This is a genomic window from Flavobacterium artemisiae (assembly GCF_042678225.1).
GTDB classification, from domain to species: Bacteria; Bacteroidota; Bacteroidia; order Flavobacteriales; family Flavobacteriaceae; genus Flavobacterium; species Flavobacterium artemisiae.
On the sequence record NZ_JBHUDZ010000007.1, the window covers coordinates 428,475 to 447,290 of the forward strand.

Here is an 18,816-nt window from a genome sequence, read left to right on the forward strand (position 1 = left end):
TATGAAATTAATTAAACAGATTAAACTTTTCTATAAAGAAGGGAATTCAGATAAAGTATACGAAATAGATTTATGTGCTATTGATGACACCAATTTTGTGGTCAATTTTAGATACGGAAGAAGAGGCGCGGTATTAAAAGACGGCACCAAAACTCCCGAATATGTGTCTGAAGAAAAAGCACAGGTTATTTTTGATAAACTCGAAAATGAAAAAAAATCCAAAGGTTACGCTTCAGAAATAGAAACACTTATAGATCTTCCTTCGCTGGAAAGCGTAGAGCCAGATTCTGTAAATGGTGTTATTTTACAGCGTCTGCAAGATGCAGTAACGGGTAAAAATACTTTTAAAACCCAATGGAAAACCAGCCGTGTCATCTGGAGAGCTGGTTTATTGGATATCCAGGAAGCTGTTCCGTACATTATTAAATTGGCTTCAAAAGGAGATGATTTACAAACTTACGCAGCGATTTGGGCTTTGATAAAACTCAAGGCCGAAGCCGGAAAAGAAGTTTTTAAATCAAATGCTTTTCAAGGAAAACAAAAAGAATACATCCGAAATCTGGCGCATGAAGGATTATTAGGAATTTTAAAAGATGCTGAATTACAACAGCATATTAGTGCTATTCTCGAAACGATTCCGCAGGAAGCCCGATATTATATTGACAAAAAAGATTATGATTCATTAGTTAATTTTCTAAAAGAAGAATTAACCAATAATGCCATTACGTATCTGACTGCTTTGTATTTAGCCGCAAAATTTGATGCGAAACTACACGAAATTGTTGTGTTTTTATTAGAAGCTGTTTCTTTTAAACCGCCCTATTTTAAACATATCAGAGCAATTTATAAACTGGCTCATTTAAGAAACGATGCCGATGCGATTGCCGTTCTTGCTTATCGTTTTGAAAATGAAAACGCCATGTTTAACTCTAACGCTTCGCTAAGAAAACAACTTCGAAGAGAAGATACCAAAATCGCATTTTCTAACTTTACCAAACTTTATTTTCAGAAAAACAGCCTTAATTTCCTGAAAGGGCTGAATGAAGAAAAAGACGCTAAAAAATACCTGAAATTTGCTGTTTCGATTTTATCAAAGTATACCGAATATGATTACAGTAAATCTGGAAAATCTCCTGTAAATAACTACGGACAATACAATTATAATGATAGAAGATATTATTATACTGTCATAGATTACCCTGAATGTTCTAATCTGACTTTGTTGTCTACCATTTTATTTGGAAACGATCCAAAACGCATTCTAAATTCAAAACTGAAATACATTTTTGGTCAGGAAGTTTTCTCGACAAATAATTATTATTTTATTGAAAATGATCCAAGTAGAATTGATTACAATCAAAAAGAGGAAAGAAAAACAAGTAACGCTTCTACTGAAAATTCAGGTTCCGTTTTAGATACTGCAAAAAAAGTGTTTTCTACTTTCTTTGGTAAAAAAGAAGAAGAAAAAAAGCCTGAGACGCTTATTATTAAAGAGGAAGAAAAAATAGATAAAAGCAAAGTTTCTAATCGTTTAGAATTATTTCCTGAACATTGGGATGCTTTTCCAGAAGCTTATATTCAGCTAATTATGGAAGCTCAGATGAATATCATTCATCAATTTGCTTATACTAATTTAAAAGCTAGAAACGATTTTAATACTTTAATCGGTCGTTTTGACGAAACTCATATTTTAAATCTCTTAAACAGCAATTTTGCCATTCCAAACAATTTAGGATTTGAAACTATTCTTTTAAAAAATGATGCACTGGCAACTCAGGTTGGTTTTGTTGCTGATGTCCTGAATTCTAAAACAGAATCGGCAAGAGATTGGGCAAAAAAACAAATTGAAGCCAATACTGCCCTATTTTTTAATGATAGTGATTATGTTGTAAAATTGATTTTTAATGAAATTCCAGAACTAAAAAACTGGATTGCTTCTGCCTTAGAAAAATTTGCATTCACGGAAGAAAAAGCCAAGGTAATTACCGGAAAAGTTATTGTAGAATTACTTACGTTCGAAGAATCTCCGGAAAACAATAATCTGGCAGCAATTGCGATTGAAAGACTTAAAATAATTGCAACAGCTCAACTGGAACAATTAAGCTGGGATATTGTGGCAAGTTTGGTTTCTTCTGATTTAAAAACAAATAATCTGCTGGCGAGTACAATTTTAATTTTGAAATCTAAAAAAGTAGCTTCAAAAGAAATTCCGTTTTCGCTGATTACGCTCTTTTTAGAAGACGAGAATCTTGAGATTAGAAAAAATGGTATTCAGCTTTTACACAATTATCAGGAAGATTATTTATTAGCAAACAGCGAATCTTTATTAGCGTTATTTCATAATCCTTTTCAAGATGTTCTTTCAGCAGTTTTAGAATGCATTACCAAATTAGGAAAATCTAATGCGGGCTTTTTTGATATTGCACTTCCGGGCGCCGTTTATGCAATGATCAGAAAAGAAAAATTTGAAGGCGCTCATTTACTCTTCAAAAAATTCATACTCGAAGAAACTGTCAATCATTGGAATACGGCATTAAAACCGCGTGATGTAATTAAATTAATTTACGCCAATTACAGACAAAGCCAATTAACAGGTTACGAAATATTAAAACAATATTCTCGTATTTCTGATTTTACTATTCCGCAGATTATTGCATTATCAAATCACGAAATTTTAGCAATAAGACAATGGGCCTGGAATTATTTCATAGCCAATAAAGAAAGAATCCGTGCCGAAAGAAACAATGCTTTGGCTATTTTAGATACGACTTGGAATGATACCAGAGCCTTTGCTTTTAATTTCTTTAAAACCGAATTTGATGAATCCGATTGGGATTTAGACTGTCTGATCAGTATTACAGATTCTGTGCTTCCGGCGGTAGAACAATTTGGAAAAGAAATGATTACCAGATATTTTAGTCCAAACGACGGCGTAACTTATTTAACCAAATTAAGCCAGCATCCGAGCGTAAATATTCAGCTTTTTGTGACCAATTACCTCAACACGTATGCGGTTGATAATGTGTCAAAGTTAAAAGAACTCAATTTTTATTTCCGTTCTGTATTAACCAGAGTGCATAAAGCCCGAATTGCTAAACAGCGTGTTTTTCAGTTTTTACAAAATGAAGGAAGAAAAACCGAAGAAGCGGCAATTTTTGTAACCGAAATTCTGGATGAAATTTCAGCGACAGTTGCCATACAGGACAAAGCGAATTGTATCGAAATCCTGACCGATTTAAAAACGCTTTACCCGCAGTTGAATACCCATTTAATCCTTAAAAACTAAGTTATGTTATTTGATTATAAATACAGTGGCAGCACGATTGTAAATAACACTTCCAATAGTACCGGCATGAGTTTTTCGCCAGATACATTGCGAGAACCGACTTTTTTTGTTGGAAAACTAAATCAGAAAATCGCTTTTAGGGAAGCCATTTCTGCACTGCACGACGTGGTGATTTCAGATTTACGTTTTTTTCCAAAGGACAAAGAGCAATACAAATTATGGGCAGCCGAACAGGAAAAAATCTGGCTGAGCGAATATATGGCCGATTTCCAGATCGAAAATGTCCGTGCGCGAATTCAGGAGCTAAAAGAACAATTGAATGCCGTTCATAAAGAAAAAGCCACTGTTATGGGGCCTTTTAATAAAGCAAAGTCTGCCTATTTTGATTATTTATATAAAAATGATAAAGATGCCTGGTTTGTTCTTGATCCTGTAATTACCGTTCATCCCGACGAAGTATTTTTTGAATGTTTCAGCAAAGACGAATCGTCTTACGGAAAGTTGAGCTGCAACTATAATATATTTACCGAAATCAGTGATTTTAAATGCGGTACCACCAATATTGATTATTCTGAAGGATTGTATAATGAATTTCAGAAAATAAGAAATTATAAAGAAACCGAGTTCAAAATTGATCCTTCTGGTTTTGAGGCCAAAACAACAAACGAAGAAGTTTATAAAGAAGTAAAAATCGATCTGCCTGACTCTTGGGTTAGAGGATTTTTGCAGGTAAGTTCTGCAATGACACTTCCAGCAACGGTGCTTGATTTACATCCGATGGATATTTTTAGTTTGTGCCAGTATTTGCGACGTTTCAAAGAAAAGAAAGGACCGCGAGCTTTACGATTTGTACTCGAACCAGACAAACCTATAAAAGCAGTTTTTGAGCCTTCTTATGACGAATTGACTTTTCATCGTTCGCTTTTTCAAGGAAACGAAGCAAAAACAATTCGTATTTGGGGAAGACGCCGTTTATTAATTCTGGAAAGATTAATTCCAGTTGCAAGAAACTTCAAAGTTGTATTATTAGGTTCTGGTCTGCCATCATTTTTTATTGCCGATCTTGGCGATATGTCTTATACGTTGGGACTTTCGGGCTGGACAAAAAACGACTGGAGCACTGCCGGAAATTTTGATTTAATGGCACCAAGAAGCAACGTGGATTTGTTTACACAGGAAAAAGTTTTTAATGCTTTAAAAGAAAATTGGTTCGATACGTCTGATAATCTGGCTAAAAAACTAAGTCTCGATCCGTCTGTAGTTTCGGCATCTTTAACAGCTTATACACAGGCGGGACGCGTAATCTACGATTTGAATTTAGGTTTATACCGCGTAAGAGAATTAACTCAGGAGCCGTTGAACATGAAAAGCTTACGTTTTGCAAGTCCGCAGGAAGAAGTTGCGAACGCTTATATCACGCAAAACCGCGTCAAAATTGATACTTCTGTAAAAGGCGATCAATTACAGATAAAAGGAAAAGTAAACGATAAAGAGTACACTTATACAACTTTGGCCGTTTTAGACAAAGATAACCGACTGATTGAAGGTAGTTGCGAATGTTCATTCTACAAATCCAATCAATTGCGAAAAGGACCTTGCGAACATATTCTGGCGACTAGAATGGCTTTGCATGCTAAAGTAGCCGTTTAAGAAATTAATTTAAAATAATATGCCTATCCGCAAAATGAACCAAAATTGATTTTTTACCGCAAATTGCACAAATTTTCACAAATCATCCGTTGTCTAAAAAAGTTTACTCTTTTTTATTAATACCTAAGATAGATTTACAGTTTGTTTTTTTTACTTTTAAAATCTGAGGCAGACTTATCAAATAAATATTAGTTACAGATAGTCCTATTAAACAAAAATGCCCCAAATAGTAAAACAACTATTTGGGGTATTTTTTTTAAGATAAGGTTATTTTCTTAATCAAAAATCCTTGTAAGTATATTTCATTTTATAAGGAAAATTAATGTCTGTTGTAAGTATTTTTCTTTCTTGTTGATCATAAGTATAGTGAACTATTTGCTTTTTACCCTTTCCAATTTCCCTTATTCCTTCACGTGACACAACATAGCTGCCCTCTTCTTTTTTTATTCCTTCATACCTAAAGATACTACTATAAAGGTAACCGCTAACTTCGTTTTTATTGTTGTAGCTGTAAGTGTAAGAGTATGTCAATAACGTCTTCATATGCTCATCGAAAACTGTACTTACTGTCTTTATCAGGTTTTTATTTTCATAATAATATTTTATATTATTATTTTCTATATCATCTGATTTTAATTTCATTTCTTTTAATTGATGTAAATTGTCGTAGTAAAAATTATAAGAAGTAACATGATCTCTACCAAAACTTACCAATACCTGTAAAAAAAGTGAATCTGGCCTTTTAAATAATATCGTATCATAGGATTTCAATTTAAAATTGATTCTTTCATTCCTGTGATCAATTTGTTTTATTGTTCCATCATCAAGATATTCTATTTTATAAGTATCAATATCATCATTTATTTTTCTTTTATAAGAAATAATGCGTTGTTGCTTGTCATATTCAAAAGTATAATTTCTGCCTTTCCAGGGACCTTCTGTATACTCTGCATAAACTTCTTTCGTATTTTTCAATGTTTTATAATCTGGAAAGATGCTTTGTTCAGAAAATATATTTTTTAAAATAAAATCATTGGTATCATATACAGGACTATTGATTGTCTGAGTCTGCAAAAAACAACTTGAAAGCACCAGACAAAGAACAATGCTGTAAAGAGCTTTTTTGAAATCAGCTAAAGGATTATTATACATACAATTATTTTTTAAATCCGAGTGGTTATTAATCAGACCTAACAGGTTTTAAAAACCTGTTAGGTATTCTAACATCATAATTTTAAGCATACGTTTTATCAATCTGGCTCAAAATAGTCGGATCTTGAATTTCATTATCTTTCGCAAACAATAAAACTTTGGACATTACCTCAGCCGATTTCGGATCATCGTCTGCAAACGGCAGGAACAAACGTCCTCTGTGCTGCGAATGAATTGGCAGAATCGACAAATATCTACCTGGCATTTGGTGTACAACCGCACTTCCTAAATGAACGCTGTATTCGGCCAGCTGTCCTTTGATAATGGCATGATTTTCTTTGATTTCAACATTTTTGATTTTGAATAATCGCAGTGTTTCTCTCAGTAAAACCGCTCTCATTTCGATAGAAGAATGACTTGCTTCTGGATCAACGCCTCCGACATGAGCAACACTTACCACTAAATCAATATCGCGCATTACTTCTGAGAAAATCCTCGGATTGATATCTTCAAAAGCAATGTTTTTATAATCTTTTAATGAATGGAATTCAATAGTTTCTAAAGTCGGACTCTCTACATCTGCCGGCGAAAACCAATCGGCCATTGCATACATTTTAACCTGATACCCTTCTTTATGGAAAACTTTCTGTAAACCTTCTTCGTAATCTACTTTCCAGCCACGTGTTTTTAATAAAGCCAAAGTTTGTTTTGGCTGTACCTGATGCCCCGCGTATCGGCGAGAAACTGATTTTTCTTTTAACTCATCTGGAGTTGGAACGTATAATTCCCTAAAAATCTGTTTGAACGGCTGCTGTAATTTATTATCAAAACAATACGATTGAAAATCAACCCAAACACCATTTTTATGCAGATCATAGCAATGTGCAATTCTAAAAGTTTGTTTTTCATTTAAATACAAAACTTCGCCCAAAGCCGAAATCAGATTTCCGTCCACATAAAAACCTATTTGATTATCACTTGAAATAAATACCAGTTTTTCCAAATGTTTAGAAATAATAGGATGTTCAAAAAGGTTTTGCATTTCTGCGAATAAAAATTCATCGCCTCGAATCATACTTTCTTCCAAACCTTTTCTCGAACGTGTCCATTGTTCACGCATGGTTTTGCGATAATCGGTCAATTCTAAAATTGCTTTGTCTTTTTTGAATTTCGGCGGAATCGATTTTAATTCTTTATCTCCTTTCAGCGTTACTAAATCGGCTTTCCCTTCTTTATTAATAACCAGTTTTATGGTTACATCATCCAGCGTAATTTCTGTTTCTTTCGATAAAATATTTTGAATCTGTTTGGTTTCCATCGCCCACGTTAAACGAACAGGATCTGGATATCCGGCATTTCGCGCCAGATTTTCTAAAGCAACACGAATTGCCAAACCTTCACTTGCTTGTTTCATCGAACCAAACTCTCGGCTTTCTTTTTTAAACTGCTGTAAATATTCATAACGCGCCAAAATATCTTTTTCCGGGCTTGTTTTGCTCAAAGGCACCAATCCGTAAACTCTTAAATAATCCTGATCGCGTTTGTCTTTTACTTTTGCGGTAACTTCTCTAATTTTTAAATCGCCCGTAATAGTATCTGCGTACAATCTAGCACGTCTGTGTCCGTTTCCGTCGGTTACATATTTTGCCGATTCATACAAAAGTTCCCATTTTGCTTTTCCTAATTTTTTATAAGCCGAAACAAACCAATCTTTGTCAACTGCACCGTCTTTAAATTCCTGAAGGTCAATTGCCGAAAATTTAGCCACTTCACTTTCAAGTTCCGAATTTACAGCGCTGTAACTTGCCGTTTTGGTATGTGCATGAAACCACCAGATTCCTTCATCTAAACCTTTCCAGTCTAAATAATTACTAATTAGTTTTTGCCATTGCGGTGCATAAATCGCCGTCTGGATCAATCTTTCTTCTGAGATTTTTGCTTTTTTGATCGATTCGTTAAAAAATGCCTGCGTATCAGATTCAAGCGGGAAACATCTTTTTAATAAATAACTAAACAATTTCTGTTTCGTCAAATCGGTATAACTCCACGAATAAATATAGCCTTTGTATAAACTGGCTTTTCCCATTGCAGTAAGCATTTCGACCAAACGATTGACCCCAAAAATTTTCTGGAAACTCTGCACCAAATGCGTAACCGAAGTATTCGAATCGCCTCTTTTGACTTCGATATCCAAAAAGTTTTCGCGGATTTTATCAATCATCGGAACCAAAAACGGAAACTTAGTAAGCAATTCCTCGCCTCCAAAATGTCTGTAATGCTTTTTGTTTTCGCTTGTTAAAATAGAAATTCTTTCGCCTTCCAGAATACCTTCATAAAGTTCTCCTTCGGTAATTAATTTTTGTTCAAAAGCGGCACAATATAAATACATTGGCGGTTTGTTGTACACAATATTGCGTTCTAAACCGCTAAATTGTCTCCAACGATACAAATTCCAAACTTTATTATATTGTTCTTTGGTTAAATCTCCTAGACTTATTTTATGCAGAAAAACATCAAAATAGTTCTGATTCTGCCAGCCGTTTCCGTTGTCGTTGTTATAATAATATTCGTTTTTGCCAGGTACATATTCAAACTCCAAAATAGATTTTGGCATATCGGCATACAAAGTACTGCAGGCATCGATTAAGAAATCTGTTTTTTCCTTAAATGAATATTTTAATTGCAGCGCTTTTAAAATATTCAAAACCGCATTATCCCAATCGTAACCTCTTTTATTTTGGTGCGGCAATAAGTCTTTATAATAAAAAACATGTTTGTCTAAGAAATCACGGAAAACCTTTCTATCGCAATTGCTGATAAGCGTTATGAGAAACAAATCGCTTTCGGCTAAACCAGAATTTTCAAACCAGTTCGCCCAAACTTCGTACAACGGATAATTTGTCGCAGCACTTTCGGCGTTTTCTTCTTGTACATTTTTTATCTGTCTAAAAGTATTTCCCAGCAAAAGCGTCATTTTACTATTGTCGTAATTATCGACTTCGTACTCATAACTGCTGTTTTCCTGAAATAGTTTGTAAAGTTTCTCTATTTCAGATTTTATGTGCGACATTGGTTTAGTAAAACCATATTGGTGTGATTTTACGGCTTTTGCATACAAAGAATCAGCCTCTGGTTTTGGCAAAGCGTAAGGCGAAACGGCATTTGGAGCAAAAAATCCGTATCCATTTTCGGCGCTCAAAATATCTTTCTTTTTCTCAGGTTCCAACTGTTCTAAGAATTTCGTTTCTTTCTCTGTAATTTTTGGTCTTGCTGCGTATGCTGCAACCCAATCATTTACTTTATCAGCAAGTTTATCACTTTTTTGCAATTGAAGCATTAAATCAAGAATCGACATACGTTGTTCCAGATCTCCTTTTTCTAAAGTCTCATTAACAAAATTGGTAATTTTCTCGTCTTCCTGTTTTACTAAAATGGCCGTTAGATTTTTCTTTAAATTAGAATTCTTACGCTTGTACAATTCCTGAAAAGTCGACAATTCGTTTTCAGTCAAACTCTGGTTATGCAAAACACAAATCGCCGAAGCCACAAGAGATTCTCCCCTGTCTTTTAAAATTCGCAAAGCAAAATTTCTCTGAAAATCGGTTGGTGTTTTCGTTTCTTTTACCTTATTATTCTGGAAACTAGAAAAAGAATAATTGTAAAAACTGCCCAATAAATTTCGAGTCAGTTTTTCTCTTAGCTGAATAGAAAAACCCTCAAAATGTTCTAAAACCGCTTCTAGTCTTTCGTTATTGTCTCCAACCAGATTAATTGCTGCTGCAAAAAGCGTATCTCTTTCAAACTTGATGTTAAGCCATGAAAACACTTTTCCTTCAAACGTTTTTTCCTTTTCTGTTATTTTTTGAGCAAGGTCAAATGCTTTAGTAAAAAAGTTAGGATATTCGGCATTTTCTATATAAAATTTCGACTTCGCATTAGCTTCCAGCAGCATATTCATTCTCGGAAGAGCAAAAGCCAAAACCTGCAGATTTTCATCGTCCAAAGCTTTAAAATACAAAGGCATCTCGATATACGGATCGTTGGTTTCTCCCGCAAATTTCAACGCTATGGATTTCTTTTCAACCGAACCTTTTTCTAGTAATTCATGCAGATACGGAACCGTTTTCTCGACATCCAAAACGCCTTGAACCCAAAGCGCCATATAAACTTCATTATTGTTTTTGCTCTGAATGCCTTTTGCAATCAAATCTTGATTAGCAAAATAATCTGCTGCCAATTGCAGGATATTTCGAACCGTCGTTTCTTTTTCAGAATCCCAGCCCAATCCTGTCCACGTATCTATAGCGCGTACGACTGATGAAAAACGAGTTAATTTGTTTTCTAAAATCACGTTGATCATGTATTGCAAAGCGCCAATACTGGTTTCGTCTAAAGCTTCTAAAACCGTCTGGCGCAAACCTTCCTGGCGCTGTGCAGCCAAAAGCAATTTTTCTACAAGCTCCCAGCTTTCCTTTTTTTCGCTGTTTAAAAGTGCTTTGATGATGTTTCTCGACACTTTTCCGTGTGAATCTTTATTGAAAATAATATCTTCAAACAATTGATAAAGTCCTTCTTTTCCAGCATCTAATGCCGAAGACCAAACCATGAATTTATTAATAGAATTTGAAATTTCGGTATCGTAACGAATTTCATCTTCAATACTCAAATTATAATAAAAAGTACTGCTGTCTTGGTAATTGTATTTGTGCGGCCCGTTGAGCAGAGAGCGCAGAAAATTGATCTGATTTACCAGCAAATAACTCTTATGATTTGGCGCTCTAAAAGATCGTCTCGTGTAACCGCTCTGATACATTTTTTGAGGCAGTCTGTTCCAAGCTTCTTTTACATACACAGCGTTTTCTTTGCCAAAGAAATAAACCAGCAGATCGTAATAGTCTTTATCTTCCCACATATTTTCTTTGACCAAAGCGGTAAAAGTTTCGGCTTGTTTAGAACCCAGCGAAATAAAATTGCTGTAATAATTGTCCTGAAGTTTCAAGAGTTCCAGACCAAACTCCGCCACTTCTTTTTTTAGTTTTGTTCCAGAAAATAATTTCGTAACCAGATTACTGTTTACAATTTCTTCCAGCTCTTTTTTAAATCTCTTAATTGGATTTTCGATTACTTTACTTTTTAAAAGATCTTCAATTGTCATGCGTATGATTTTAGATTGTTGATTTTAGATTTTAGATTGCTTCACTTTGTCCTCCTGAGCGAAGTCTAAGGATTTCACACAAGATTTTGGAATTTGGAATTTTAAAAAATTGGAATTTCCAACTACCAGTAGCTTCCCGCCAAGAAAGTCAGCCTGATAAAAGTGAGGTTTTTATTTTGAGATAAATCGATTTGTTCGGTTAGTGTTTCCAATTGATCGTCTCCGTAGAAAACTGCATACAAACCGTCTTCGAAAGCTTGAATCGCATTTTCCTGCGCTTTCGCTAAATCGACTTGGTTGTGATTGTACAGCGCTCCGAAACCTGCTTTTCCGGTGTCGGTAAGAATGGGTAAATAATGTTCATTTGGAAGATGGATTTTGTCTTCGTCTTCAAACTCAAATGAAGCAGAACGGAACAATTGTACCTGATGATCAACAATCGATTCTATGAGTTTTTGTGTAGTAATAACAGGATTTTCTATCGCCAATGCTATATTTTTTTCCTGAAGCAACGGATGTTTTTTTCCTAATTGTTTAACTGAGATGCTTATATTCATCTTTAAAGGCTTTTATTTTGAAGTGGTAAAATAAGAATTTTACAGCAAGTTTCTCTTAAAAGAATATCTTTTAACTGTTAAAAAATCTCACGAATTAAAAGTACAATTTGGTTGCAAAAAAATACCCCGCCAATTGGTATTGGCAGGGTTTGGGTTTTTATTGGTAAAACTGAATATAATTTCTCTGTGTCAAACTTCTTTGCTAATAATTCAAAAAAAACTTATTCTATTATAATTATGACTTGTGGTGGTTTTTTAATTGTTTTTATAAATCTAAGTTTAAAAAACAATTGTCCTAATTGTATATGTAGTTAATAATCCCCTTCAAAAAACATAAAACCACTAAAAAAAACAGTTTTGAAAATTACAGAAAACGTGATAAAAAATAATATAGCAAAACAATTAAAAATAAATAATTATGGCAATTGAATTTTATGATTATGTAAGCGCATACGATTTTGTGCCATTTGCAGAATTACAAAAAAGCAATGATTTTAAGGTTATTTCTGCCAGCAAAACAAATCTTATTTCTTCTCATATAAAAAAGGAATACACAGCAGTTTCTGATATTAAAATTGAATTTAAACCTGATGCCATCAAAAAAGAGAAAACTATATTAAAGTTTAAACTTCAAAAAGCACATATGTATGCCAGTGATCCAGATGGATATTTGAGATACAAATTGACAACTATTGCAGGACAAGAATTTATTTCTAATCATAAAAATGTGATAGAACATGATTTAGGGGTAAAAAAATACGGCGATATTATTGAGATTACATTTAGTAAAAATCTCATGGAAACGGTGCAGTTTATCGATTTCTATTTTAAAGATAACGCTAATGTATGGCTCGACCTTAAAGGCAATTTACCTGAGGTTTGGGATCATTGTGGAAGGGTTACGATTGGAGCTGACTCACAACCAACCGCTTGTTATTGTAATCGTGATTTTACGGAAGAAGAAATAAAAAATCTTATTACAAAATTGAGGAAAAGTGATAACGTACACAAGGAAATACAGTTTGATAAAAGAGGTAATACTCTGTATGTAGACAAAGATGGAAATATCATTTCTAGTACAGATAGAGGGAAAAGGCCAGATAACGCAGTTGATAAATATCGTGTAGAAAAAAATGCTTTTGATAAAGAAGGAACAAATATTTTTGATTACAAAAACACTGAGAAAATACAAGAAAAAGATACAAACATACAGACATTTACTAATGTATTAAATAAAGCTTTGGAAAAATATGAAATTAATACCTGTATAAGAAAAATACATTTTTTAGCTCAAAGCTATGTGGAATCTCAGCGCTTTCATAAAAGTTATGAGTCTAATCCTATATCGACTTTAAGTGGTGGGGAACATTATAGAGGAAGAGGATTACTACAGCTAACTCATGACTATAATTATGAAAAATTCTATGTTGATTTACTAAAAAAAAATCCTACTGATAAAGAATTATATGATTTTGCTCCAAGAGTTGCAAAAGAACTGCATTTAGCCATTTTCGCATCAGGTTTCTATTGGAAAAACATTGGATCTTTTAAAGGAAATATTAGTCAATTTGCTGACCAAGATGATACTTTAACAGTTTCAAAAGAGATTAACGGTTATAAAAAAAATAATGCTCTTCCAAATGGTTATGAAGAAAGAATGAACTATACAAATGAATTGAAAAAAATATTGAGATATGAAAAATGTATGCGTGAAAAATAAATTTCTTATAATTTGTGCAATATTATTAATAGCTTGTAAAGAAGATAAAACGAAATCTAATCTTTCATTTGACATTGATTTTTCTAAAATTGGTTATGGAAAAATCGAAATGCCAATGAAATGTAACGACAATGATTCACTAATGACTATTCGCTTAAATTCTAAAGATTTTAATAAACCCTATATCATAACTAGAAAAATTGGCACTTGTAAAATGCCTATAAAATTTATGCTATTTAATGACAGAAATAATAATATCACATTTTTAATTGAACAAATATATTCTCCTTTTGATGATTCTTTGGTTTTTATTAAAACAAAAAATGGGTTTAAATTTAAAGCAGTTTATAATAATACATACTCACCTATTTATTATAAAAATTATATTGAGAAAGGAAGATATAAACAAAAAGGGAATTTAATTGAGTTAATTAATAATGTCAATTATCCTTAAATAAAATTTGAGTATAACATTTTTTTTTTAAATCTAATGATTAAGAAAGAATATATTTAAAAAGAAATCATTAAGCATGTACGAAACCCCACCAATTGGTATTGGCAGGGTTTGGGTTTTTATTGGTAGAGTTTTTTAATCTCAAAAATCAATCACAATAAGTATTTTGAAAATCAAAACATTATTATCTCTTCTTTTTAACTTTTGATTTACTTTCTCTACTTATACGTTCCGCTTGGGCTCTTGCTTTTTCTAAGGTAACGGGAGATTGTTTGGATAGTATCTCCATGCCTAACTTGGCTCTGTCCTGAAATGATATTTTGTAGTTCATTTTTCATGAAATTTAAAGTTCAAAAATAAGATCTTCTATTGAACATTTTTTTAAAACCCTGCAAGAGCAATTTGCAGGGTTTAGGTTTTTATTGGTTTACTTTTAAACTGGCACAAGCCTTATAAATTTGCTTCTCTGAAAACGGAGCTAAAGTTTCTGCCAGATTTCTGCTTGTTCGTAAACAGCTTAGCATTTTTTGCCTTAGATGTTGATCGTCGCCAAATTCTGTATGCATGAGGAGCTCGAAGATTTCCTGCAAATACATTGGCTGTTCTTTGTAATCTCCATCAAACATTTCGTCTGAAAGGAAATTAAGTACGGATGGCACTACATCACGATGTGTTGGTTTTTGATTTTCTTTTTGCATAATAGAAAATTTTAGATACGCGAATACCTCGCTTTAGGTGTGCAAAACATTCAAAGGAATGATTTAGGGCAGTTTCCTGCTCCTTCACCATGACGAGGTATTCGTTTATGTTAACTTTAAAAAAGTTTAAGGATTACTCCTTTGATTGTTTTGCATTACAAAGATATTCTTTTATTTTAAAAAGAAAGAAAAAGACTACTTTTTTTTATTAATTATAACTTTCCTTCTATTATATCTTCTTGAGCTTTCATTTTTTCTTTTGATTGCCCTAAAATAGCTTTAGTACTGTCGGCATCTGCCTTTCTAAAATACTGATTTTTTAAATCATCCACAATTTCATACCAAGCATTATTAGATTTATCGTATGAATTTATTGCTTTACCTTTAAAATTTGAAGAATACTTTCCTAATAAATCTTCCCAGTGAATCTTTTCTAAAATTATCGGTATTAAAATAACATTATCATTTGGATCATTATCCCTTTCGAAACCTCTTTTTACTTCTTCATCTAAGATAAAGGGAGTACTAAAAAAATCAACGCTTATAAAATAAAGAATAATATCAGCTTCATAAAATTTACTTTTTATTTTTGAATCCCAATCTTCACCAAGTTGCAATTCTGAACAATGCCAAGTTTCCACTTCTTTACTTAATTTGAATGGTGCAATTTGTTTTTGAAATTCGTTAACTTCTTTTTTATTTTCCTTTGCGTAAGAAATAAATATTCTTTTCATATTCTCAGTATTTTTATTAGTTGTAAAGCTTCTATATAGTCCACTAGCCTTTTCACTAAATTTAGTTTTATTTATTCTTCTTATTTCAATTTCTTTATTATTTTGAATCTCCTTTCTAGTTTCTAAACCAAAAGACATAATTTTATTAACTGTTTTATCTTTATCTTCCAGATCTTTATGATTAACAAAAAACTTATTATCAATTGAAATATATAAATCATCCGGGCTTTTCAATGAGTCTTTAAAAATTTCATTATAAGAATTTATTTTAAAATTTACTTTATCTAACATATCAACATTTAGATGATCCACATCAAAATGCTTAATGTCAAATTTCTCAATATTTATACTAACATTTTTAAACTTATCAATATTTTCTCCATCAAAATCATGAAATTTATAGTATTTAGGTTGTATATACTCAAGGATTTTATATTTATCATTCTTATCCCAATATATATCTAGAATATCAGTAAATATTTCTTGTTGTATTTTCTCAATTCTGGCATTACTATCTTTAGATTTGATAGACACCAAAATTTCTAGATTTGTAAAGTCCAACTTAATTAATATTTTAGAATTCCCTTTGGTAAATAACAATTGATCTCTCCAATAATGTTTTTTACTTTTTCCTTTTCCATAAAAACATACAAGTTGATTTATCAATCCAAATGGAATAAAATGCTCATACTTCATTATAAAATTAGGTTCAATAAAATCAAATGTAAGTAATTCATACAACTTATCTTCTTCTTCAGTTAATGGCAAATACCCTGGAATTATGTAATTATTATCATATTCATCTAAAAATATAACCTTCTGATTAACCAATAATTTAATTAATTTTTCATCTTTTATTAAGTTGTCAAAAAAATCCTTTTGTACGATCCCTTTATTTTTTTTAATACTATCTTTAGATAACACTCTGTCATGAATATCTTCAATTATCCCAGAAGGATTAAGCCAAGCCACATCTTTTAAATCTTTATCATCCTTATAATACAAAATTAATCCCGTCTGTGCAATTTCTCTCAAAACTTCTGGTAATAATTTGTTATCTAAATCACTGTCTCTTTTGTATTCGGATGCCAAATCAGAGAGATTTATATAACTTTTTTTTGTAGATCGAAGTATATAATTCAGAAAGTTTTTATACCAAATAGGTTCATACTTTTTTATCTGCTTTTGCTTTATTTGTTCATGTAGAGTTTCTTCAAAATAACGCAAACCAATATCTAAAGTTTTGTTTTGAGAAATTGATGCAGAATCAAATGACAGGTAAAACTCATTTATAATATTAAAATCATAACAATTTCCTTGATAGGTTTCTCTTCTAGATAATTCATTATCCGCATGAGTTTGGATTAAAATAATTGGCTCAGTCCCCTTATTTAATTCTTTACTATTTTTTTTATCATATTGAAATTTTAATTGATACAGCCAATAATTTCTATCATAATCTCTTGTAAATTGCTCATTTCTATCCTTTCTTACTTGATTTTCATCATTTTGATTATTCCACAATAAAATATTTAAAGATTCATTACTTAAAAATGCTTTATACAGTCCATGGTAATAATCTTGGCCTCCGAAGTCATAAAAAACAGCTTCTGGTATAGAATTTCTTTTAAGTTTTTTAGGAAAAGTTTCGACTTGAATAATGTGTGTACTTGCCAAATTATTTTTAAATGCTTTATTTTTTTTGTCTTGCAATATGTAATCTAGTAAAGTAGATTTCCCACAACCAGTATTTCCTAGTAATAAAACCTTTGTTGGTAATACATATTCTTTTTTCTCTTCATTAATTTTTTTTAAAAGATTTAAAATTAAATCATGATGATTTTTTTTCTTTTCAAATTTCAAATCATAACTATCAAAACAAGGATTACCATCAATTTCTATATATGAGGGTAGCGGATCAAAATATTGAAATTCTTCAATGTCAGAAATTTCATTGGAGTTTAAATAAATTTTAGTTAATTTTTTTAAATCCTGCAAAAAATTTAGTTGCAATATTTTATTACAACTAATATCTAAAACTTTTAAATTAATTAAATTTTCTAAAAAATAAAGATTTGATATATTATTATTAGAAATATGTAATTCATTTAAATTCAACATATCTTTTAAAACGGCAAAATTATCGCAATCTATTCCCGCCAAATATATATTTTTAAGGTTTGGTAAATTTCCTATGGCAGATATATTAGAGATTGGATTATTTGAAACATTTAATGTTGTTAATAATTTTAAATTTTCTAAAAGTGAGATATCCTTAATATTATTATTTGAAAAATTAAGTTCACGAAGTAACGTCAATTCATTTAAAATAGAAATATCAGAAATATCATTATGATGTATGTACAAGCTCTCAAGAAGCATTAACTCTTTCAAAATAGAAATATCAGAAATCTTATTGATTCCCAAATTTAAGTCGATTAGCAACTTCAAGTTACTTATAATTGAAATATCATTGATTACATTACTATTTAATTTTAACCTTTTTAGTAATGGTAAATTATGTAGAATAGAAATGTCAGTAATTTCATTAGAACTTAAATCTAAGGAAGTTAATTTTTTAAGATTTTCTAAAACAGATATGTCCGAAATATTATTAATACCTAATTCTAAATTTTCTAATAATACTAATGATTCTAAAATTGAGATATCTGAAATCTCGTTACTCCATAAATTTAAATTTTTTAATAAAACTAAATCTTGTAGAGCCGAAATATCAGAAATATTATTACCCCACAGATTTAAAGAAATTAATTCATCTAAGTTTTTTAGAGCTGAAATATCAGAAATATTATTGTAGCTTAAATTTAGTATTTTAAGAAATTCTAACTCTTGCAAAAAGGAAATATCTGAAATTTGATTACACCACAAATCTAAATATTCCAATAATGTTAAATTTTTGATACTTGAAATATTTATTATTTCATTATCAGATAAAATTAAATTAGTTAATAATGGTAAATTTTTTAAAACTGAAATATCAACTATTTTATTAGTATTTAAATTTAAATGCGTTAAGGATTTAAAACTCTTTAGAGTTGAAATATCACTTATATTATTAAGACTCAAATCTAAAGAGACAATTTCACCTTTTGAATTTAAGGAATATGAATTTCTGTTATATGTAACCTTAGATTCATTAATTGAAATCTTATATATTTTTTCTAGTTCTAAAATTTGAGCTGGTTTGTTCATATATTTTATTTTAATTTTCTTTCTTTAAAAATTAATAAATCTACATATAACTTGTTGTTCTAATGACTTGGTTATTGATTTAATTATATTAATTTTATTAAAGATACTTTTCAAAGATGATAAAAATTTAATCAAATAATTATGGCTTTCTATAATACATCATAGAGTTGTTATCAAATGTATACAAACAAAAAGCC

At 31.2% G+C, this 18,816-nt stretch carries 9 protein-coding genes; 4 read left to right on the forward strand and 5 right to left on the reverse strand.

Annotation, left to right across the window (positions count from 1 at the left end):
* Nucleotide 1: 1 nt before the first annotated feature.
* Both ACFSC2_RS07035 and ACFSC2_RS07040 read left to right on the forward strand, forming a co-directional pair.
* Entirely contained in the window at nt 2-3,286 is a 3,285-nt protein-coding gene (locus tag ACFSC2_RS07035; RefSeq protein ID WP_379817026.1) for a WGR domain-containing protein, read from the forward strand.
* A gap of 3 nt (nt 3,287-3,289) precedes the next feature.
* The gene (locus tag ACFSC2_RS07040; RefSeq protein WP_379817025.1) at nt 3,290-4,936 is read left to right on the forward strand and encodes an SWIM zinc finger family protein; all 1,647 of its coding nucleotides are present in this window, start codon (nt 3,290-3,292) and stop codon (nt 4,934-4,936) included.
* A gap of 279 nt (nt 4,937-5,215) precedes the next feature.
* Here the strand turns inward: ACFSC2_RS07040 and ACFSC2_RS07045 are convergent, their stop codons facing one another.
* From ACFSC2_RS07045 to ACFSC2_RS07055, 3 genes are all read right to left on the reverse strand, one after another.
* On the reverse strand, nt 5,216-6,088 hold the full coding sequence (locus ACFSC2_RS07045; RefSeq protein ID WP_379817024.1) for a hypothetical protein: 873 nt from the start codon (nt 6,086-6,088) through the stop codon (nt 5,216-5,218).
* A gap of 82 nt (nt 6,089-6,170) precedes the next feature.
* A complete protein-coding gene (locus ACFSC2_RS07050) occupies nt 6,171-11,243 on the reverse strand; it encodes a DUF4132 domain-containing protein (protein WP_379817023.1) in 5,073 nt (1,690 codons plus the stop codon).
* Between the two features lie 122 nt (nt 11,244-11,365).
* Nucleotides 11,366-11,800, reverse strand: coding sequence for a hypothetical protein (locus ACFSC2_RS07055; RefSeq protein WP_379817022.1), 435 nt, complete (start codon nt 11,798-11,800; stop codon nt 11,366-11,368).
* A 418-nt stretch (nt 11,801-12,218) separates the two neighbouring features.
* Here ACFSC2_RS07055 and ACFSC2_RS07060 point away from each other — a divergent pair, with 418 nt between their 5' ends.
* Complete coding sequence (locus ACFSC2_RS07060) at nt 12,219-13,520, forward strand: hypothetical protein (protein ID WP_379817021.1); 1,302 nt, start codon at nt 12,219-12,221, stop codon at nt 13,518-13,520.
* The gene (locus tag ACFSC2_RS07065; RefSeq protein WP_379817020.1) at nt 13,495-13,974 is read left to right on the forward strand and encodes a hypothetical protein; all 480 of its coding nucleotides are present in this window, start codon (nt 13,495-13,497) and stop codon (nt 13,972-13,974) included. Before ACFSC2_RS07060 ends, ACFSC2_RS07065 begins: the two co-directional genes overlap by 26 nt.
* Nucleotides 13,975-14,393: 419 nt before the next feature.
* On the opposite strand, the gene ACFSC2_RS07070 is transcribed toward ACFSC2_RS07065, so the two are convergent.
* Entirely contained in the window at nt 14,394-14,672 is a 279-nt protein-coding gene (locus ACFSC2_RS07070; protein WP_379817019.1) for a hypothetical protein, read from the reverse strand.
* A 212-nt stretch (nt 14,673-14,884) separates the two neighbouring features.
* Nucleotides 14,885-18,619 (reverse strand): leucine-rich repeat domain-containing protein, encoded by a 3,735-nt coding sequence (locus tag ACFSC2_RS07075; protein WP_379818598.1) that lies wholly within the window; start codon nt 18,617-18,619, stop codon nt 14,885-14,887.
* Nucleotides 18,620-18,816 lie beyond the last annotated feature (197 nt).